Annotated in this window: 20 protein-coding genes and 1 tRNA gene; 14 read left to right on the top strand and 7 right to left on the bottom strand. The window is 55.5% G+C overall.

Going from position 1 to position 19831, the window contains the following annotated elements; all coding sequences use genetic code 11:
- Positions 1–17 precede the first annotated feature (17 nt).
- The 14 genes from F7D08_RS05150 (at position 18) to F7D08_RS05215 (ending at position 11433) form a co-directional block, all read left to right on the top strand.
- Positions 18–875: a deoxyribonuclease IV gene (locus F7D08_RS05150; protein ID WP_152209609.1), complete on the top strand. Its 858-nt coding sequence runs from the start codon at positions 18–20 to the stop codon at positions 873–875.
- Between the two features lie 96 nt (positions 876–971).
- Positions 972–3059 (top strand): bifunctional indole-3-glycerol phosphate synthase/tryptophan synthase subunit beta, encoded by a 2088-nt coding sequence (locus F7D08_RS05155; RefSeq protein WP_152209610.1) that lies wholly within the window; start codon positions 972–974, stop codon positions 3057–3059.
- Positions 3060–3094: 35 nt separating this feature from the next.
- Positions 3095–3964: a tryptophan synthase subunit alpha gene (trpA, locus tag F7D08_RS05160; protein ID WP_152209611.1), complete on the top strand. Its 870-nt coding sequence runs from the start codon at positions 3095–3097 to the stop codon at positions 3962–3964.
- Between the two features lie 102 nt (positions 3965–4066).
- Positions 4067–5002, top strand: a complete 936-nt coding sequence (gene lgt / locus F7D08_RS05165) for a prolipoprotein diacylglyceryl transferase (protein WP_152209612.1) — start codon at positions 4067–4069, stop codon at positions 5000–5002.
- A 59-nt stretch (positions 5003–5061) separates the two neighbouring features.
- A complete protein-coding gene (gene rpe / locus F7D08_RS05170; RefSeq protein ID WP_033891136.1) occupies positions 5062–5730 on the top strand; it encodes a ribulose-phosphate 3-epimerase in 669 nt (222 codons plus the stop codon).
- Positions 5731–5781: 51 nt separating this feature from the next.
- The gene (locus F7D08_RS05175; RefSeq protein WP_100493955.1) at positions 5782–6045 is read left to right on the top strand and encodes a phosphoribosyl-ATP diphosphatase; all 264 of its coding nucleotides are present in this window, start codon (positions 5782–5784) and stop codon (positions 6043–6045) included.
- 115 nt (positions 6046–6160) lie between these two features.
- Entirely contained in the window at positions 6161–7012 is an 852-nt protein-coding gene (hisG, locus tag F7D08_RS05180; RefSeq protein WP_152209613.1) for an ATP phosphoribosyltransferase, read from the top strand.
- A gap of 14 nt (positions 7013–7026) precedes the next feature.
- A complete protein-coding gene (locus F7D08_RS05185) occupies positions 7027–7644 on the top strand; it encodes a CDP-alcohol phosphatidyltransferase family protein (protein ID WP_152209614.1) in 618 nt (205 codons plus the stop codon).
- The gene (locus tag F7D08_RS05190; RefSeq protein ID WP_152209615.1) at positions 7634–8611 is read left to right on the top strand and encodes a DUF881 domain-containing protein; all 978 of its coding nucleotides are present in this window, start codon (positions 7634–7636) and stop codon (positions 8609–8611) included. Before F7D08_RS05185 ends, F7D08_RS05190 begins: the two co-directional genes overlap by 11 nt.
- On the top strand, positions 8611–8943 hold the full coding sequence (locus tag F7D08_RS05195) for a small basic family protein (protein ID WP_100493959.1): 333 nt from the start codon (positions 8611–8613) through the stop codon (positions 8941–8943). Before F7D08_RS05190 ends, F7D08_RS05195 begins: the two co-directional genes overlap by 1 nt.
- 2 nt (positions 8944–8945) lie before the next feature.
- A complete protein-coding gene (locus F7D08_RS05200) occupies positions 8946–9767 on the top strand; it encodes a DUF881 domain-containing protein (protein WP_152209616.1) in 822 nt (273 codons plus the stop codon).
- 6 nt (positions 9768–9773) lie between these two features.
- The gene (locus F7D08_RS05205; RefSeq protein ID WP_152209617.1) at positions 9774–10217 is read left to right on the top strand and encodes an FHA domain-containing protein; all 444 of its coding nucleotides are present in this window, start codon (positions 9774–9776) and stop codon (positions 10215–10217) included.
- 81 nt (positions 10218–10298) lie between these two features.
- Positions 10299–10931 (top strand): MerR family transcriptional regulator, encoded by a 633-nt coding sequence (locus tag F7D08_RS05210; RefSeq protein ID WP_152209738.1) that lies wholly within the window; start codon positions 10299–10301, stop codon positions 10929–10931.
- 100 nt (positions 10932–11031) lie between these two features.
- Positions 11032–11433: a hypothetical protein gene (locus F7D08_RS05215; RefSeq protein WP_152209618.1), complete on the top strand. Its 402-nt coding sequence runs from the start codon at positions 11032–11034 to the stop codon at positions 11431–11433.
- A gap of 198 nt (positions 11434–11631) precedes the next feature.
- Here the strand turns inward: F7D08_RS05215 and F7D08_RS05220 are convergent, their stop codons facing one another.
- From F7D08_RS05220 to F7D08_RS05250, 7 genes are all read right to left on the bottom strand, one after another.
- Positions 11632–12351 (bottom strand): HAD hydrolase-like protein, encoded by a 720-nt coding sequence (locus F7D08_RS05220; RefSeq protein WP_152209619.1) that lies wholly within the window; start codon positions 12349–12351, stop codon positions 11632–11634.
- Positions 12352–12505: 154 nt separating this feature from the next.
- Positions 12506–12853, bottom strand: coding sequence for an RNA polymerase-binding protein RbpA (locus F7D08_RS05225; RefSeq protein WP_100493965.1), 348 nt, complete (start codon positions 12851–12853; stop codon positions 12506–12508).
- Positions 12854–12941: 88 nt separating this feature from the next.
- Positions 12942–15521, bottom strand: coding sequence for a DEAD/DEAH box helicase (locus tag F7D08_RS05230; protein WP_152209620.1), 2580 nt, complete (start codon positions 15519–15521; stop codon positions 12942–12944).
- A 29-nt stretch (positions 15522–15550) separates the two neighbouring features.
- Entirely contained in the window at positions 15551–15868 is a 318-nt protein-coding gene (locus F7D08_RS05235) for a hypothetical protein (RefSeq protein WP_152209621.1), read from the bottom strand.
- Positions 15869–15877: 9 nt separating this feature from the next.
- Positions 15878–17791 (bottom strand): helix-turn-helix transcriptional regulator, encoded by a 1914-nt coding sequence (locus tag F7D08_RS05240; RefSeq protein ID WP_152209622.1) that lies wholly within the window; start codon positions 17789–17791, stop codon positions 15878–15880.
- Positions 17792–17943: 152 nt separating this feature from the next.
- Positions 17944–19338, bottom strand: coding sequence for a UTP--glucose-1-phosphate uridylyltransferase (locus tag F7D08_RS05245; RefSeq protein WP_193316207.1), 1395 nt, complete (start codon positions 19336–19338; stop codon positions 17944–17946).
- 410 nt (positions 19339–19748) lie between these two features.
- Positions 19749–19822: transfer RNA gene (locus tag F7D08_RS05250), tRNA-Pro, on the bottom strand.
- Positions 19823–19831 lie beyond the last annotated feature (9 nt).

Below are 19831 nucleotides of genomic sequence, written 5' to 3' on the forward strand. Positions count from 1 at the left end.
ACGTGGAAGGCACAGTTATGACGGCATTGTTCATCGGATCGCATCTCTCAACGGCAGGTGGGTGGAACGCATTGCTCAAGCGCTCCCATGATGAAGGTGGTACGGCATTTGCGTTCTTCCCACGTTCCCCGTATGGCAAACGCTCAAAAGCACTGGACCCGGCACAAGCAGGGGAGTTTGGCGCACGATTGAAGGCACAGGGCTATGGGCCGCTGGTGGTGCACGCGCCTTATGTCTACAATCTCGCGGGCAAGGATGAAGCCAAGCGCCAATTTGCCATCGAAGCATTGGCCGAAGATATCGAATTACTGACGCCGATTCGCGAAGCCGGGCAGGAAACCTACATCAACATCCATCCGGGGTCTCATGTCGGGCAAGGTGCTGAAACCGGCTGCCGGCTCATCAGCGATGGGCTCAACAGGGTTCTCGAACGCGCAAGCGGCATCCCGGTATTGTTGGAGACCATGGCTGGCAAAGGCACGGAATGCGGCAGAAACTTCGAAGAACTCGCCACCATCGTGGATGGTATTGACAACAAGGCCAACATTGGCATTACATTCGACACCTGCCATGTATTCGACGCCGGATACGATCTGGTGAACAATTATGACGATGTGATGGGCCAATTGGATGAGATCATCGGTCTGGACACAGTCAAAGCAATTCATGTGAACGACTCCCAATTCGGACTTGACTCGCACAAGGATCGCCATGCCAACATCGGCGAAGGGCAGCTGGGCATCCCATTCTTCAAACGACTTGTCAACGATCCGATTATGGCACGGCTACCTATGATCCTGGAGACCAAGGAACAGACGCCAACCACACATCGAGAGGAAATCGAGCTGTTGTGCTCACTTGCAAATCATTCATGAATAGCAAGCAATAGCCCAAAATGTAGGACGGGGAGCCACTGAATGCAATCAGTGACCTAGAGTGACGCATGATCGACTACCAACAAAGGGAGGATCATGTCGGTTCTGGACGAATTGGTGGCGGGAGCGCTGGAAGACCAGCAAACCCGTGAACGTACCGTGTCACTGGAGGATGTGAAGAAGGCCGCGATTGCAGCCCCGGCTCCGATTGATGCGATGCGATGGCTTAAGCGCGCTGACGGCATTCCGGTGATTGCCGAAATCAAGCGCGCGTCCCCGTCCAAGGGCCACCTGTCCGACATTCCGGATCCTGCCGGTTTGGCCCGCGAATATGAGAAGGGCGGCGCAAGCGCGATCTCAGTGCTTACCGAAGGCCGTCGTTTCCTTGGTTCGCTTGACGATCTGGACAAGGTCCGTGCCGCCGTGCACATTCCAGTGCTACGCAAGGACTTCATCGTCACCGACTACCAGATTTACGAGGCCCGTGCACACGGTGCCGATTTGGTGCTGCTCATTGTGGCGGCATTGGATGATGCCAAGCTCAAGCATTTGCTTGATGTGGCGCATGAGCTCAATATGACCGTGCTCGTGGAGACGCATACCCGTGAGGAAATCGAGCGCGCACGTAAGGCAGGTGCCCGAGTCATCGGCATCAATGCCCGCAATCTGAAAAACCTGCGCGTGGACGTCAACAAATACAATGAATTGGCCGCTGATTTGCCTGACGATGTCATCAAGGTGGCGGAATCCGGTGTCTTCGGCGCGGTCGAAGTGGAGGACTACGCCCGTGCGGGAGCGGACGCCGTCCTGGTCGGTGAGGGCGTGGCCACCGCCGACGATCATGAGCTTGCAGTGGAACGACTAGTAAAGGCAGGAGCACAAGTGAAAGCATCCGAAACCACCCCGTTAAGCGAACATCAAGGACCGTACTGGGGACAGTTCGGCGGCCGTTATGTGCCGGAAGCTCTGATCACTGCGCTCGATGAACTCGAGCGTGTCTACGACGAGGCTAAGGCCGATCCGGAATTCCATAAGGAGTTCATGACCTTGCAGCAGCGTTACGTGGGCCGTCCGAGCCCGCTGACTGAAGCTCCGCGCTTTGCCAAGCTCGTCAAGGACAAGACCGGCCTCGATGCACGTATCTTCCTGAAGCGTGAGGACCTGAACCATACGGGTGCCCACAAGATCAACAACGCGCTCGGCCAAGCGCTGCTCGTCAAGCGCATGGGCAAGACCCGTGTGATTGCCGAAACCGGTGCCGGCCAGCACGGCGTGGCCACCGCCACCGTCTGTGCCATGCTCGGACTCAAGTGTCGTATCTACATGGGGCAGATCGATGCCCGCCGCCAGGCCCTGAACGTAGCCCGTATGCGCATGCTTGGTGCCGAAGTCGTGGAAGTCACGCTCGGCGATCGCATTCTGAAGGACGCCATCAACGAGGCCCTGCGTGATTGGGTGACCAACGTCAAGGACACGCATTACCTGCTCGGCACGGTTGCGGGTCCTCACCCGTTCCCGGCCATGGTGCGTGACTTCCAGAAGATCATCGGCGAGGAAGCCAAGCAGCAGCTGCAGGATTGGTACGGCATCGACCATCCGGACGCGATCTGCGCCTGCGTGGGCGGCGGCTCCAACGCCATCGGTGTGATGAACGCGTTCCTCGATGACGATCGCGTGAACCTGTATGGCTATGAGGCTGGCGGCAACGGTCCTGAATCCGGCAAGCACGCCATTCGCTTCGCTCCCGGTACCGGCCAGCTTGGCATGTTCCAGGGCGCCAAGAGCTACCTGCTGGAGACCGACGAAGGCCAGACCCTCGACACCTACTCCATCTCCGCAGGCCTTGACTACGCATCCGTTGGCCCTGAGCACGCTTGGCTCAAGGACATCGGCCGCGTGAACTACTCCTGGGCCACCGACGAAGAGGCCATGAACGCCTTCCGCGACCTGAGCCAGACGGAAGGCATCATCCCTGCCATCGAAAGCTCCCACGCCGTTGCTGGCGCCTACAAGGCGGCTGCCGATCTGAAGGCCAAGGGATACGACAAGGCCGTGATGATCATCAACATCTCCGGCCGAGGCGACAAGGACATGGCCACCGCCGGCAAGTGGTTCGGGTACCTGACCGACGATCAGGCCAAGGCTTTGGAAGTCACCGGCGCACACGGCAACACCGTCGCGTGATTCCGACTCAATGCGTAAGTAGGAGAAAAACCATTATGACCAATACAGCAACCACGCCATCCGGCCAGCCGCTGGGCATCAGCCACAAGCCCAGCCAGACCGAGGCGATGTTCACTAAGTTCAAGGCTGAGAACAAGCCGGCCTTCATCGGCTACCTGCCATACGGTTTCCCGGATCCGGAAGCTTCTCTCGACGCGCTCAAGACCATGGTCGAGCACGGTGTCGATGCCGTGGAAATCGGTCTTCCGTATTCCGACCCGGTGATGGATGGTCCGGTGATTCAAGCCGCATCCTCCATTGCGTTGAAGAACGGCGAAACCATCAAACGCGTATTCGAGGCGGTCGAGACCGTGGCCAATGCTGGCGGCGTGCCGCTCATCATGAGCTACTGGAACCTCATCTACCACTACGGCGTCGAACGCTTCGCCACCGATTTCGAGAACGCCGGTGGTGCGGGCCTCATCACCCCGGATCTGATTCCCGATGAAGCTGGTGAATGGATTGAGGCCTCCGACCGTCACGGTCTGGACCGCATCTTCCTCGTCTCCCCGGATTCCGCTGATAACCGTCTGGAGACCGTGGCCCGCAACGCGCGTGGCTTCGTCTATGCCGCCGCACGTATGGGCGTCACCGGCGAACGCTCCACCATCGATGCTTCTCCGGAAGTGCTCGTGGAACGCACCCGTAATGCCGGGGCCAAGAACGTGTGTGTGGGCATCGGTGTGTCCACCGCCGAGCAGGGCGCTAAGGTCGGCTCCTATGCCGACGGCGTGATCGTTGGCTCCGCATTGGTTCATACCTTGCTGGCCGATGACAACAAGACCGCTCGCGATACGGCTGAAGGCTTGAAGCTGCTTGCCGCCAAGAGCGAGGAACTTGCCGAAGGTATTCATAACGCTCGATGAACTTTCTGGCGAGTCACTACCTTGTTGCGTCCATGACGCAGTAGGGTAGTGACTCGGCAAGTACGAGTAACGAGCAAAGAATACGGCACGACACGAGGCATCATGAATCTGGCTTATATACCATCACCGACCTTCTCGCAGTTCAAGATCGGTCCGGTCACTATCCATATGTACGCCATCTGCATCCTGATTGGCGTCTGCGTTGCGGTATGGATCCTCACCAAGCGATGGAAGCGCTACGGCGGTACCTTCGATCAGATTCTTGACACCACGTTGGTCACCGTGCCCTGCGCGCTGGTGGGCGCACGTCTTTACCACTGCATCACCACACCGTCCGCATATTTCCCTCCCACTGGCGAGCTCATCAATATCGTCAAGGTCTGGGAAGGCGGCATGGCCATCTTCGGCGGTATCTCCGTGGGCACTTTGGTCGCATTCCTGTGGTGTCGTCATAAGCATTACCCATTCGCCATCTTTGCCGACGCCATCGCGCCGGCATTGCCGGTGGCCCAGGCCATCGGACGACTGGGCAATTGGTTCAACCAGGAACTGTACGGTTGGCCCACGAATCTGCCATGGGGTTTGAAACTCAACGACGCCGACGCCATCGGCAAATCCGAAATCTGCTACAACGGATCGCAATGCCCTGACTACAAGACCACGCTGTTCCACCCGACGTTCCTTTACGAGATGATCTGGAACCTCATCGGTGCGGCGCTCATCATCTACGTTGGCTCCAAGCTGTTCGACCGTCTCAAGGCTGGCCAGCAGTTCGCCATGTACCTGATGTGGTATGGTCTTGGCCGTACTTGGATCGAGAACGTGCGCATCAATTACTCCACCGTCATTCTTGGTCTGAGGACCAACGTGTGGACGGCGATCATCGTCTTCATCATCGGTTGCGTGCTCTTCGTGGTGCTTTACCAGTATGGTCCCGATCCCAAGGCGCAGGCGCAACGCCTCGCCACAGTCACTGCCGATGAGCTTGAGCGTCAGCGCCTTCAAGAGGAGCAGGACGCTCAGAAGAAGCACAAGTAACAAGAAAAACGTGGAAAATAATAAGACCAAGTCCCATTGCAAAGATAAGGTAGGGAACCATGAGCAAGATCGCAATCGCCCCTAGCATTCTGTCCGCTGACTTCTGCAACCTTGAGCGTGATCTCAAGGCCATCTCCAACGCTGACCTGGTTCACGTCGACGTTATGGATCATCATTTCGTGCCGAACCTCACCCTTGGTGAGCCGATTGTCGGTCGCATCTGCCAGGTCACCGATTTGCCGGTCGACGTGCACCTGATGATTGAGGATCCCGATCGTTGGGCTCCCGAGTATGCGAAGCTTGGCGCCGCATCCGTTTCCTTCCATATGGGTGCCACCCACGCTCCGGTCCGTCTGGCTCGTCAGCTGCGCGACATGGGCTGCAAGGCCTGCTTCGCCGTGCGCCCGGCCGAGCCTGTCGAGCCGATTTTCGACATTCTTGATGAGTTCGACATGATTCTCGTCATGACCGTCGAGCCTGGCTTCGGTGGCCAGAAGTTCCTCGACAACCAGATGGCCAAGGTTCGCCGTCTGCGTGACGAGATCACTCGTCGAGGACTCAAGACCCGCATCCAGGTCGATGGCGGCGTGAGCCCCAAGACCGCCCACATCGTTGCCGAAGCAGGAGCCGATGTGCTTGTGGCCGGTTCTGCCGTGTACGGCGCCGAAAGCCCGGCACAGGCCATCGACGATATTCGTGCCAAGGCCGAAGCCGCCTACAAGGACTGAAATTATCCAGGTCGCCCACTCAAGGGCTTCCGTAATAAAGGACATTACATTATGAAGACGTTTGAATCCCTGTTCGCCGAGCTCTCCGAAAAGGCCAAAACTCGTCCGGAAGGCTCCCTGACCGTTGACGAGCTCGACAAGGGTACCCATTTCATCGGCAAGAAGATTATCGAAGAGGCCGGTGAGACCTGGATGGCCGCCGAATACGAAGGCGCTGACCGTACCGCCGAGGAGATGAGCCAGCTGATATACCATGTGCAGGTCATGATGATCAAGCACGGACTCACCCTCGAGGACGTGTACAAGCACCTGTGAGTTTTCAAGGCCCGGTGCCAAGTAGGTCCGGGCCTACTTGATCTTTGCACTGATTCGCCGCCACTACTTCATCATTTATTCAATAACCAACTCCCGATAGGGGAGAGGAGTCATCATGCTGAGAATCGCCGTACCCAACAAGGGAATGCTGTCCGAGCCGGCATGGAACATGCTCGCCGAGGCCGGTTACCGTCTGCGTACCAACACTCGCCAGCTCGTGGTTCAGGATCCCGACAACGATATCGAACTGTTCTACCTGCGTCCGCTCGATATCGCAGTGTACGTGGGCCGTGGTGCCATTGATGTCGGCATCACAGGAGAGGATCTGCTCAAGAACTCCGGCACGGCCGCCCTCGAACATATGCCGCTTGGCTTCGGTGCCTCGACCTTCCGTTTCGCGGCGCCGAACGAATCTCCGATTTCCACGCTCGAAGACATTCAGGGCAAGCGAGTCGGCACCACGTTCGACAAGCTCGTTCACGACTACTTGGTGGAGCATGGTGTTGAAGCCGAAACCATCCATTTGGATGGTGCTGTGGAATCTTCCGTGCAGCTGGGTGTGGCCGATCTGATCGCCGATGTGGTCTCCACCGGTACCACGCTGCGCAATGCCGGCCTGCGCGTGTTCTCCGAACCACTCATGCATTCCGAAGCCTGCCTGATCCGTTCTCCGCGCCTCGACAAGGACGATCCTCGTCTGGCCGTGCTGTCCCGCCGTCTTAAGGGCGTGCTCACGGCACACCAGTACGTGCTGATGGACTATGACATTCCTGTCAGCAAGGTCGCCGCCGCCGTGGCCGTGACCCCGGGATTCGAAAGCCCGACCATCTCCCCGCTGCATGATAAGCAGTGGAACGCCGTACGAGTCATGGTCCCCAAGGCCAAGGTCAACCAGCTTATGGATGATTTGTATGAAGTAGGGGCACGCGGCATCATCGTTACCGCGTTGCAGGCCTCTCGCATTTAAACTATTAAGCCGTTATGACCCATCAGAATGTCGATACGAAATACAGTCCGGAAGCTCGTGACATCTACTTCACGATTCCGAATCTGATCAGTGCACTAAGAATCATTTCGATTCCATTCATCACCGCACTGATCTCACACCATCAGATGATTGCGGCGTTGACGTTGATCGCTATTTCCTCGGCATCTGATGGAGTCGACGGCATTATCGCGCGCAAATTCAACCAGGTCAGCAAAATCGGCCAGATTCTCGATCCTCTGGCCGACAGATTGTTGATTATCTGCTCGATTCTTGCCCTCGGGCTTGCCGGCATCATCCCCATGTGGATGCTCATCGTCGTTGGTCTGCGTGACCTGTGGATGGCGATTCAGGTGTTGTGGCTTGCCCAATATGGATATGGCCCATTACCGGTCCATTTCGTCGGGAAGGCAGGCACGGCACTGCTGATGATTTCCATCGTGGCGCTGATCGTGGCCGACTTGGGTACCAGTGCATTCTTCCACACACTGTATTTGGCGGCTCTTGCGGCCGGTGTCTGGGGAATCGCGATGTATTGGCTTGCCGGATATATCTACACCCGTCAGGGCGTGACCTTGCTGCGCAAGGAACTGGGGGAGAAGTATGGCGCCTGATTCCGTTGCACCGGTCTCCTTCCCTGTGCCGCAGGAGAATACGCCAGTGCATCGTCGCGCCGTTTTTTCTCGTTCCATACGCGGCATAGACTCCCATCATGCCCTCGCCGCAACGGACGACATCGCTATCCGAGCCCGGCGTCGTCGCAAAACCGATGATGATTCCCTGCGCCTCATCGATGATTTGGTCAACCGTCCAATGGACCCGATGTTCTCGGATTCCAGGTTGGTTCATGAGCATCGTTCGGCAGTGTCGATATGGTTTAACCGCATCGTCGTGTTCCTTATCTGCGTAGGCGTCGGTTTTGCCGGCAGTTTGTTTGTCCAACAGCTGCAATCCGATCCCCGCAAGCAGGTCAGGCAGACCTTGATCAGCCAGCTGGAGGATCGAAACGATACGATTACCCAGCTGACCGGTGATGTCAACGCGTTGAAAACCCAAGTTGATGATCAGTCGAAGAGAATCTCCGGCAATGTGAAAAGCGACACTTTGATTCAAGACGAATTGGTCAATGGCACCGTACGAGTAACCGGTCCGGGAATCACCATGACATTGGCCGATCCGATCGCCGCAAGCCAATCCGATCAATCCACTTCCACCCGTGTAGGCAGCAGCAACAACATCCGTGTCGTCACCGATTTGGATCTGCAGCAGCTTGTCTCGCTGATGTTTGGCAATGGTGCCGAGGCAATCGCCATCAACGGCAATCGTATCGGTGCGCAAACATCCATTCGCAAGGCCGGCGGACATATTCTCATCGGTATGACCGCCATCGAAAGTCCCTACACCATTGAGGCCATTGGCGATAAAAATGTGCTAGCGGAGCAGATGGGCAGCAGAAAACTTGCAAGCCTTTACGATTCATTCAAAAAAGCCGGTATCTACCCTCAGGTCAGTACATCGAATTCGATTACACTTGAAGCAGCAGTAGCTGGTGATATCCAGTATGCAGAGAGGAATAAGTAATGGCAGCGGTTCTGGGTCTGATTATCGGAGTTGTTGTCGGCGTATTCGTGCGTCCGGACATCCCCGTTGTTGTGCAGCCCTATCTGCCCATCATGGTGGTTGCCGCCCTTGACGCTTTGCTCGGCGCCGCGCGAGCCTACTTCGAGCGCAGCTTCTCTGACCGAGTGTTCGTCATTTCCTTCCTGGCGAATGTGATCACCGCAACATTATTGGTGTTCCTCGGCAATCAGCTCGGTGTGGGATCCCAGCTGCAGACTGCGGTCATCGTGGTGCTCGGCATACGAATCTTCTCCAATGTCTCCGCCATCAGGCGATTCATCTTCAGAGGCTGACCATGGCACGTAGGTCTCGATCAAACAACATGCTGGAGAAGCTTCACGACCAGCATGCCCAGGATAAAGTCAACGACCGGATGGAAACCGGGTCGTTTCCTAAAGTGCGCAAAAAACCACGTAGGGATTTGAACCGCCACACCAATCGCTCTCGCCTCATCTCCTCCATTCTGGTCATGCTCATGTGCGCCTTGCTGGGCTTTGCCTACATGAGCCAGATCAACAACACCAAATCGACCTATGAGACACTGGACGAAAATGAACTGGTCCGCCTGCTCAACGAGTCGAATACGCAGATTTCCAATCTTGAACAGCGTAAAAGCCAGCTTTCCAGCCAGCTCAATTCACTGAAATCCGCTGCCAACGAGCAGGAGCAGGCTCGTAAGATCGCAAAACAGAATGAGGAAACCAGCGGATTGATTTCCGGCAGATTGGCGGCACGCGGCAGGGGAGTGACCGTTACCATCAGCAAGGGCACCTCGGCAAAAGTCGATGCTTCGATCATGTTTAATTTGATTGAAGAACTGCGCAATGCAGGAGCGGAGGTCATGGCTGTGAACGAAGTCCGTGTGGTCGCCTCCACCTATATCCAGGATGCCGATAGCGGACTTGTCTGCGATGGCATCACCATCGAACCGCCATATACCGTCAAGGCAATCGGCAACCCACAGGAGCTCTCCAATGCGGTCGATATCGCTGGAGGTGTCGGCGCCCAGCTTCAAGTCAAATATGGTGCTACTGTCGATGTACAGTCTTCGGATAACATCATCATTGACGAAGTGCGTGAAGCTACGCAAAATAAGTATGCAAAGACGGTAGAATGAGGAGTTATGACTGATCCGATTCCAAGCGCAGGCGAAACCACCATCATTGGTCTGCCTGCCATTAATGTGCTGCCCGTTACCTCCACCGGCGATCGTCCGCTGACCCAGGAGGATTTGGATACCATCACGCGTCTGTCCGACGGTACGGCTTTGCTGATTTCCACCAGGGGAGCAGTTTCCGGTTCCCGCTACCTGCTTGATGAGGATGAGATCACCGTAGGTCGCGACCCCCGCGCCGACATTCTTCTCGACGACTCCACCGTGTCTCGTCAGCATGCGGTGTTCCGCCGAGTCGGTGGGAAGTTCTCGGTGATTGATGCCGGCAGCCTGAACGGCACCTATGTGAACCGTCAGCGTGTCGATCAGGCGGTGTTGAAGAACGGTGACGAAATTATGATTGGCAAGTTCCGCCTCGTCTTCTTCACCAAATCTGCTGTTATCTCTCAGTAGTATTCATTGCTTTTCGCCTTACACTGGTGTCAGCATTGCAAATCATGCGGTTACTCGCCAGTGTAGGTGAAGGGGTGTGTGATGGGAGCAACAGGTCTGCATCTTCATATTCCGCTCGAGGAGCGTGATAGTTTGAACGATGAAGCGATTCAGGGGGAGTTGTTCTCCAATGCTGATGAGCAGGAGGCCAAGCGCGGCTACCGCGGCACTGTGGCCTCCAAAGTGGCTGGCATCACCTATCGACAGCTCGACTACTGGGCGCGCAAACAGATTGTCGAGCCTTCGATAACCCCATCACACGGTTCCGGCTCACGCCGACTGTATTCGTTTAAGGATGTGGTGATTCTTGCCGTGTCCAAACGATTGCTGGATGCCGGCGTGAATCTGCAGAATGTCACTGCGGCCATCGGTTTTCTGACTCAGCGAAGTGTTGATCAGTTGGCTCACGTCACCATCATGTGTGACGGCCAGCATGTACATGAATGCACCACCAGCGAACAAATGCTTGAGCTGTTGCAAAGCGGTAAGGCCGTATTCGCCGTCTCGGTCGGTTCATTATGGCATCAGATCGAGGCCGCTTTGGAACACGAGGATTACGTCGACTTGGAGGCACAGCCGATGAAAATCAGTGCCAATCGACCAATCGACGAGCTGACTGCCATGCGTATGCGCAAGAAGCTTGAAGCTCGACGGCTGCAGCGAGGAATGGCTTGACTCGATGAGATTCCAGACGATTTGTTGAGTATATCGACAAATCGTCTTTTTGCATATGCATAGATATTACTGAATCGGACCGAATAATACGGAGATTGATATGACGATGTTCGTGGAACTTTTGCCGGCATTGCTATGGATCATTGCAGCGGTATTGGCACTCAACATCATTGGCATGACTGTCATACGTGGCCATATATTCACTCCACGGAGCAAACGTCCGCCGGTCTATCCAGTGAGTTGGAACATGGTGATGCTGCACGTCGCATCGTTCATCATGGCTATTGTGCCGTTTCCGGTGTATGCGTTGACCGCTGACCAGATGGATGTCGACGTGCGTGGTTTCTATGAGATGAATGCATTCGCTGCAGCAATCGTCATCATTGTGCTGGTGATGCTTGAGATTCTGGTGATGTATCTTCAGGCGCATCATGCAATGGAAGCCGAAATGGACCGGCAACTTGGCATCGCAATCCATAAAAACAGTGCTAGAGAAAAATAGCCGATAATGTACGTTATGTCAGATTAGATTACGCTTCTTATTCTCCGATACGAGAGTCGACTCTCCATAGAACTTACTTCACAAGTAGCTGGAGGGCGATGTATCTGTTGCTCGGGCGTAAGACTTGGCCCGAGCGGCCCGGAGCGAACCCGAGCAACAGATACATCGCCCTCCAGCGTCAAATTCTAATAAAACGAATCAGTGCGAGGCGAAGTAACGATTCGCCGCGTCTTCAAGCTGATCGGTGGTTTCGATGATTTCGTACACGCCGTGTTCTTCCATTTCGCCTTCCGGAGCGTACCCCCAGCGGCAACCAATGGTATCGAGTCCGCAGGCACGAGCACCATCAATATCGGTGTAACGGTCGCCGATCATGACGGCCTTATCCCCCTGTGCCGCGTCAAAACCGATCTTCTCGAAGCAGTAGCGGATAACCTGATCTTTATCGAGACGCGTGTTGTCTTTGGAAGCGCCGTAAATGCCATCGAGCAATTCAGTCAAATGGAAATGCTCGCAGATCGGAATGCACTGATATTCGGGCTTGCAGCTGGCCAATGCCAGGTAATAACCGTCTTCGCGCAGCTTCTGCAGCTGTTCACGGATACCGGGGAACACGACATTCACCAAGCGGCCTGGCACCTTGTTGCCGGGCTCGTTCGGATCGTCGAACACGGCTTTGTCCGCATAATAGCTGCGGTAAATATCGACTGCGTGATCGAGCTCGTCCTCCGGCACATGGTTGCGCTGCAATGATTCGATGATGGCCGGTCCGATGAATCGTTTCAACTCGGCATCATCGGGAACCGGACGTCCCAACGCCTCAAAGGTTTTGACTACGGAAGCGATGATACCGCCATCGGACTTGGTCAGCGTGCCATCGAGATCAAGCAGAACCACGTTCCTCGGATGCTGTGCCATGGTGAGGTACTCCCCTGTTTTCTTTCTCTAATGTGTTGTCGCCCATTGTGCTACGTGATGTACGGCGACATATCCAGCAATGATTATGCCCAGTCGGTTTGACTGGGCATTGGTTTACGTGTTGTTCACTCACGCATAGTGGAATCCGGCGAACTCACTCGTAATCCGGAATCCAACCATCACGATGCATCTGCAGGCGCTTCTCCAGCAGCTTGGCCAGCTCTTCTTCGCTACGGCGCTCAAGCAGCATGTCCCAATGAGTGCGGCTCGGCTTGCTGATTTCGTCGGCCTCGCGATCCTCATCGCCTTCACGATGGGCTACGGCACCACAGCGGCACTCCCACTCATCAGGCACTTCGGCGCCTTCGGCAAACGGCAAGATGGTACGGTGACCCTTCGGGCACACATATGCCACATCGTTTCGTGCAGCGAAATCGACGTTGTCGTCAGATTCCAGTGATTTCGCTCCGATGCTCATACCCCTGAGGCTACGTTCTGCCATATTGGCATCCTCCTTGCAATTTCAATAACCGTACTACTGTACGCAACAGTTCGGACTTGGCTGGTATTCCCAGGCGTAACACAGCTCGTTATTCCACTCCGGAGTAAGAGACAATGCCGCGATTCACACGATCTGCCGCTTCGTGTGCGATGTTCTGCAATGCTTCTCCCCCATCCATAGGCAAAGGTCCGGCAACTGCGATTTGCTGCAGGACATCGGCCAGACGTTTTGCCGTGCGTACGAAATCACCGCCTGTCATATCCGTCCCGTAAAGACATGCCGCCAGCGACCCGCCATCGGCCCATTCATACATGATATCCACAATGCCGCAATCCGGTTGTGCGGTTTCCTCCAGACCGTGGTCTTCGCACAGCGCATCGATATTGGCGCAGACTCCCTTGAGCTTGGAAGCCGCAATGGCGATCCTGCCGGAAGTCCCCCCGGGATAGTGGCGTGGTTCGCCCTGCGAACCACGGCGTGACTCATACACGAGGCTGGATAGTACCGCAGCGAATCCATTGGCATCAAGCTTATTGAAGATGCCCGCAAGCAGTGCTTCGCATAGTTCAAGATCATGCTCGCTGTAGATGCGGCGCAGCAATCGGCCCTTATCGATGAGGGTCATGTCAATGCGACCGTCATCGTGCTCGTGGCGCTCTAAGTAATGCAGTTGGCACAGGATGTCGCAGATATGGTCGAACTGCCGAGCCACGGAACCTGTTCGGGAATCATAACGGTTTTGCACACGTGCGAGTTCCCGAGTCTCTCTGGCCCAGCGATGCCCCCACTTGAGGTGCTGCTGCAGATCCGGGCAGTCGCGGCAGGGATGCTCACGCTCGGCCGCGCGCAAAGCGCGAATCTCCTCATCCAATTGCTGGAAAGCTTCAGAGCGTTCCTTATCGGTGAGAAACACCTCATGTTTAAGCTTTTTGCGGCCTTCCTTTTCGATGTCGCTGAGCTTCATGCGAATGGTCATGAACTCTTTGAAATCACCATGGTTGCACTGGAATGCCTGTTCGTAGCCCTTCAGTGCGGTTTTCAGCGTGGTGATTTGCGATTCAAGCTGCCATGCCGATTCATTGGCCTCCCACTGGGCGAACGACTGATCCAAGGTGACGCGAGCCGTTTCGTAATCACTGGAATTCAAAAGATTCACGGCCATATTGAATGTCGGACGGAAGCTGGAGTGCAATGGATACACACGCTTGGATGACAATGCGGCTGCGGTGGCCGGTATGAAATCCGCATGATCGACGACGATGGCATGACCGATGGTGTCGATGCCTCTCCGTCCAGCGCGGCCGGTGAGCTGCGTGAACTCACCGGGCGTCAGCGCCACATGCCCGGTACCGTTGAATTTCTCCAGTTTTTCCACCACCACGCAGCGGGCTGGCATATTGATGCCCAAGGCCAATGTTTCGGTGGCGAACACCATCTTGACCAGACCCTCCTCGAACAGACGCTCGACGATCTGACGGAAAAGCGCGATCATACCGGCATGGTGGGAGGCGAATCCTTCCTCCAGCGCAAACCGGAACTTTGAGAAGTGCAGCGCCTTCAGATCCTCTTGAGTGAGCTGGTCCTCCACCATCTCATCCACGATACGGCGAATCCTGACGGCCTCCTCATCTGTGGTGAGTTCCAGCCCGGCATTGATGCATTGCTCCACGGCCTGATCACACCCATTGCGGGAGAAGATGAAATAGATTCCTGGCAGCATGCCAAGGAAGTTCAGCTCGTCAACCACTGCCCAACGGCGTGGGGTATGCCGTTGCGGCTTGGGTATATGGCCCTTGGATCCTTTGCCCTTGAACCCTTTACGCTTATCCGGCCGTTGCTCGCCACGGCGCCTTGCCGCCTTGCGATCAAAACGATCGAGCGTATTGATCAATTCCGGATTCAGCTTTGTGGTCTGCTGTCCGTCGCCATCGCGACGATAGAGATCAAGCATCTGGGGCTCGGTGTGGTCGTCTGCCTGTACGATGACATGCTGTTCCAATGGCACCGGGCGATGCTCACTGATCACCAATTTGGTATCGCCTCGGACTGATGCGATCCAGTTGGAGAAATCCTCCACATTAGACACGGTTGCGGATAACCCGACGATTTTCACCGTTTTCGGCAGATGAATGATGACTTCCTCCCAGACCGGTCCACGGAACCGGTCCGCGAGATAATGCACCTCATCTAAAATCACATAGCGCAAAGCCGTAAGCGTTGCGGAGCGTTCGTAGATCATATTACGAAGCACTTCAGTGGTCATCACCACAATGTCGGCTTCGGAGTTGATGGAAGTGTCGCCGGTGAGGAGGCCTACCTTATCCGGACCGTAGACCTCGACGAGATCATGGTATTTCTGATTGCTCAGCGCTTTAATCGGAGTCGTATAGAATGCTTTGACATTGCGATCCTGCGCGAGATAAATGGCGAAGTCCGCCACTACGGTCTTGCCTGCACCTGTAGGGGCTGCGACCAGCACATTGCTGCCTGATTCGAGGGCCTCATTGGCTTCGGTCTGGAAATCATCTAGGTCAAATGGCAAGGTGGCGGCGAATCGAGCCGCGACTGATGCACGGCGCTGTTTGACCTTCTGGAATGATGCATACCGCTGTGAAGGAGTCAGCACAGTTGTGGATGCTTCAGCCTTCTTGTGATGGTGACGTGCCATGATGCTTTCTATCTCGTAGATGGACCGGTCTAGCTATTGAACTTCTTCCACTCGTTCCAAGTCCGGATATGACGTTCCCGCTTGGCGGCCTGACGTTCAATGACCTCTGCGTGGGCATCGGCATAACGTTCTTGAGCCACGCGTAATGGTTGAGTGAATGCGATGGGAGATGCTGGACGCGACACGTCATCGGTCCGGCCCATTGCGGCGAGCTTTTCTCCCACCTGCCCGCCGATTTCGCTGGCGTCACGTAACGCACGCATGCCATGAATTCCCGCATATACCAATCCGGCGATGATCATGGCCAGCATGAACAACGCCAGCACCAGCCATATCCACCAAGGCATATGGACTCCTTACTTATCCGCGCTTAGGCTGAGTTCTCGTTCGGCTCGAGCCACAATCATCGTACGCAAGGTCTCCGGGGCAACCGCGGTGATATGCCGTGCGTGAGCGATGCAGAATGCCACAAACCACGAATCCGAGGAGACCGTCAGATGTACCTTCTCCCCCGCTCCGCATTGTTCGACTGTGGCTCCGGGCAGCGTCTTGATGAATGACAAATCAGCTTGATCGGTAATGAACACCGCTTCGGTGCCGTTATCGAAGCTCCACTTACGCAGTTCGCTGACCGGCATATTCGGTACATCGACGGGCTTGGTGGGTCTGACCACCTCGGCCCTCTCGATGCGGGCCAAACGGAGCACCTGCCAAGTGCGAGGCTTGCCGTTCGCCTTATCGATGGTCTTGTCTTTGGAGACGTACGCTTTCTTTTCCTTCGGGGCTGCCGCACCGACATCCGTGTAAACGGCTGCGTAGTAGACGCCCTCATCAATGAAGATTTTCGCCGGGGCCACAAGCTTGCGACGCGTGCGGCCTGTGCTATCGGTGTATTCCATGTCAAGCAGGCAATCCGTGTTAATAGCACGCTTGACCACGGAGAAGCTGCGGGGTTCCAGCTCATAGCCAGTCAGGCTCAGCCACGGTGTCTGGCCAGGTGTCACATGCCGGCGAAGACGCTCATATAAGGACTCCGCCTGCGCACGCTGCTTATCCGGCAGCAGTGGCGAATGCGCCAGATAGCTCACGGACGCAGTCAGCATGCTGAGATACTGCGGTGAAATGCCGGCAAGACGCTCCAAGCCTAGGGAATTCGTCGCGGAGACGATGCCTTCGGCATCCAGCAGCGGCCAATCAATATCAAAGAACTGGCTGCCAGCCATCTCACCGTCATCGGAAACTGTGGTGAGCGTGTTGATATCTTTGTGAATGATATTGACGAACTTCTTCAGCTCGTCATCGTTCTTCGGCTTGCCGATGAAGCGAACGGCAAGCTCGCTCAACGAGAATTCCTCGCCAAGATGAGCGGACAAGAACAACATCAGGCGTAGTCGGCGATCCACTTCACTACCGGTCTGGAATGCCGAACCATTCTTCTTATTCTGGGCCTTGATTGATTCCGGGTCGCCGGGTTCACGGACATCGCGGCTGATCGATGGCGACACCACGGATGCGCTGACCGGACCGGCGGATTCATCGGCCAACACGAACTGGCTCGCCGCATGGAGCCGACGATGATATGCATCCACGGCTTCCTGCGGGCTCACGATAGTCGCGCCGGGATGTTCAAGCACGTACATGGCCAAATCATCGGAATCCGTATAGGCCACATTCAAGTGCTCGCCATCCACGTCGATGGTAGCGGCGAAACGACGCGAATCAATGACTTTGACCAGGGAATCCGGAATATGCTGTGTACCGAGTCCGGGAGCGATGGAGTCCAGTCCCAGACCGGGAATCGGCGTCTGCGGTACACGCGGCGTAGTGCGGGACGCACGTTGCGCAACCTGCGACTGGTCCGGCTCAGAGGAAATGGCCATCGAACGGGCCAGATAGTTGGCAGAAGCCAGTACGGGCATATCTTCTGGCTCGAACATCAGCCTAATACGAGGTTCGTCGCCGAGCTGAAGACGATAGGAAGCGAAATCCTGTCCCTCAGATTTGGAGGAATATTCAGGCTGTCGTGATTCAATGGCGATGCCCATGGCGGCGAGCTTGGCGCGATCGCGCTGGAATTGCTTGGCGAATGCTGCCTTGGCTGCTTGATCGGCCAATTCCCCGTACGAGTCGGCGTATGCCTTGACCCGCTGCGCGATTTGGCGGGAAGTAAGCCATTGCGGGAACGCGGACGATAGCACGGCCAGTACATCCAGCTCGTGCTTACCCCACTTGTCGGAAAAACGCCGACGCCCGCTTGTACCTTCTGCCATTAGTCCTCACGTATAGATATTGTTTCGTTATAAGTGTGTGAGTTTTTTTATCTCACGCTTCCTCTATCTTAGAGGTTTTTTTCTGCAATATGTGTCATTTCACGAAATTTAACGACTCTTTTTTGTCGGAGCCGTTAAATTCCGCGTACAAATCACACCCAATCGTCAGGCTCGATGCCCTGCGGGCCAACATATTCACCGTTTGGCACGTAGCTGGGCTCTTCCTTGTCCTCCAATTTGGCATCAGCGAACATGACCACATCGCGGCCGAACGTCCAGTCTCCTCGGATCGTCACCGAATTGGCGGCTGCCAGTGAAGGCACCGCATACGGAAAACGCTCGTCAAAATCATGGATGTTCTTATAGAAGCGTGGATCGAGATCGACGTTCGGGAATATGTAGTTGCCATCTTCCATCTCATAGGTATCGGTCAGATGGAAGCGATCGGAACGCATGATGAACAGGTCATTGGTGGTCTTCACCGGCAGGAATCGCATACGGTCGACCTGCACGCAGATGGCGCCATTGAACAGGCCAATCGCGGCACCCATGGCGGTTTCGAGCTGAATCACATGTTCGGTGTCGGGATTCGTGGGGTCGACGGTCTTCTTATTGCGAATCACCGGCAACGGAAGCACGCCATTGTATTCGGCCAGCTTGGCTTTCAGGGCATCGATACGAATCCAAATCGAATTGGTGTTGAAGTAAGGATGCTTCTTGATGTCTTGCGCGGCGGCCTTATCCTCCGGATGCACCTGGCTCATTTCGCGCAGCATGAGACGGCCTGTGACCTTATCGCGCACGATATGGCCTCCCTTACGGTCGGCCGGGGTGCGAGTGGCGACTTCGGCCATGAAAGGAGCGCCGGTGTTCTCGAAATGCTGGGCAAGCGTACGCGACGGGCGGGCGCCAAGGTTGTCCGAATTCGAAATGAACAGATACTTAAAGCCATGCTCCTCAAGGACGTCCAGCAATCCCGATTCCCAGATCGTAGAGAACAGGTCACCGTGGCCCGGCGGACACCATTCGAGTTCGGGGTTCTGCGGGAAGCTGACCGGTTCGCCAGTCTCAATCACCAGTTTCGGCTCCTGATGCTGGATGATTTCCATGGGGATTTCGGTCTGTTCGAACTTGCGGTTGTACTTGAGCACCTTCATCGTATCCGCGGAGGTGCGGAAGGAGTTCATAAAGGTCAATGGCAGTTCCACGTTCAAGCGTGTCCGGGCGGTGAGCACCTGGCCGATGATGATATCGATGAATCGCATCTGCTTGGCCTTGTGGCGTCGCACCGGCAAAAGAGACTTCGCGCAGTCGAGACCCATGGAAGTGCCGAGACCTCCGTTAAGCTTCAGAAATGCGGTCTTGGCGAATGCATCCACAGCCTTGTCATGGTTGATGGTTTCATACACATCGTGGAAGCTGGGAACATGTTCCAACGGTTCGACATCATCTTCACGAATCCAGCTGGAGTCCTCTTCATGGCGCCACACGTTAAACAGATGGTGGAACTGATTGATGGCAGTTTCACTCATGCCATGCTCGCGCATTTTGATTGCCGAGTGCTCGAAGATTGCATCATCGGCGTTTGCAGCGAGTTCATCGGCGTTGGTGGCACCAATTTCCGCGGTGAGGTTTTTCTCCCCATCGTTTGGCTGGAGGCCATCGGTTGGTTCGGTCATTCAGGTCCCTTTCATCAAAACTACAAGGCACCAGTCTATCGCGTGATAATGCGTAGTGCCTCATGATAAGCGCAATAAGTAAGTGCTTTTATGGTGAATGCAGCGTGAACTCCATGCTTACAGAGACGTTTGTTCCATATATGCCGAAAACAAGTGCATAGAATGACGGGTTTGCCCATTTTATGTGATTACATATTGTCACGGGTTCAGAGGTCTCTGGGTCAAGCGTGGCAGAGCAAACAAGAAGCCCGGAACCACAATGATTCCGGGCTTATCTGTCGGCTCAGCGGGATTTGAACCCGCGACCCCTTGACCCCCAGTCAAGTGCGCTACCAAACTGCGCTATGAGCCGATGCTGCAA

Origin of the sequence: Bifidobacterium cebidarum (assembly GCF_009193305.1) — a bacterium.
Taxonomy (GTDB): Bacteria; Actinomycetota; Actinomycetes; order Actinomycetales; family Bifidobacteriaceae; genus Bifidobacterium; species Bifidobacterium cebidarum.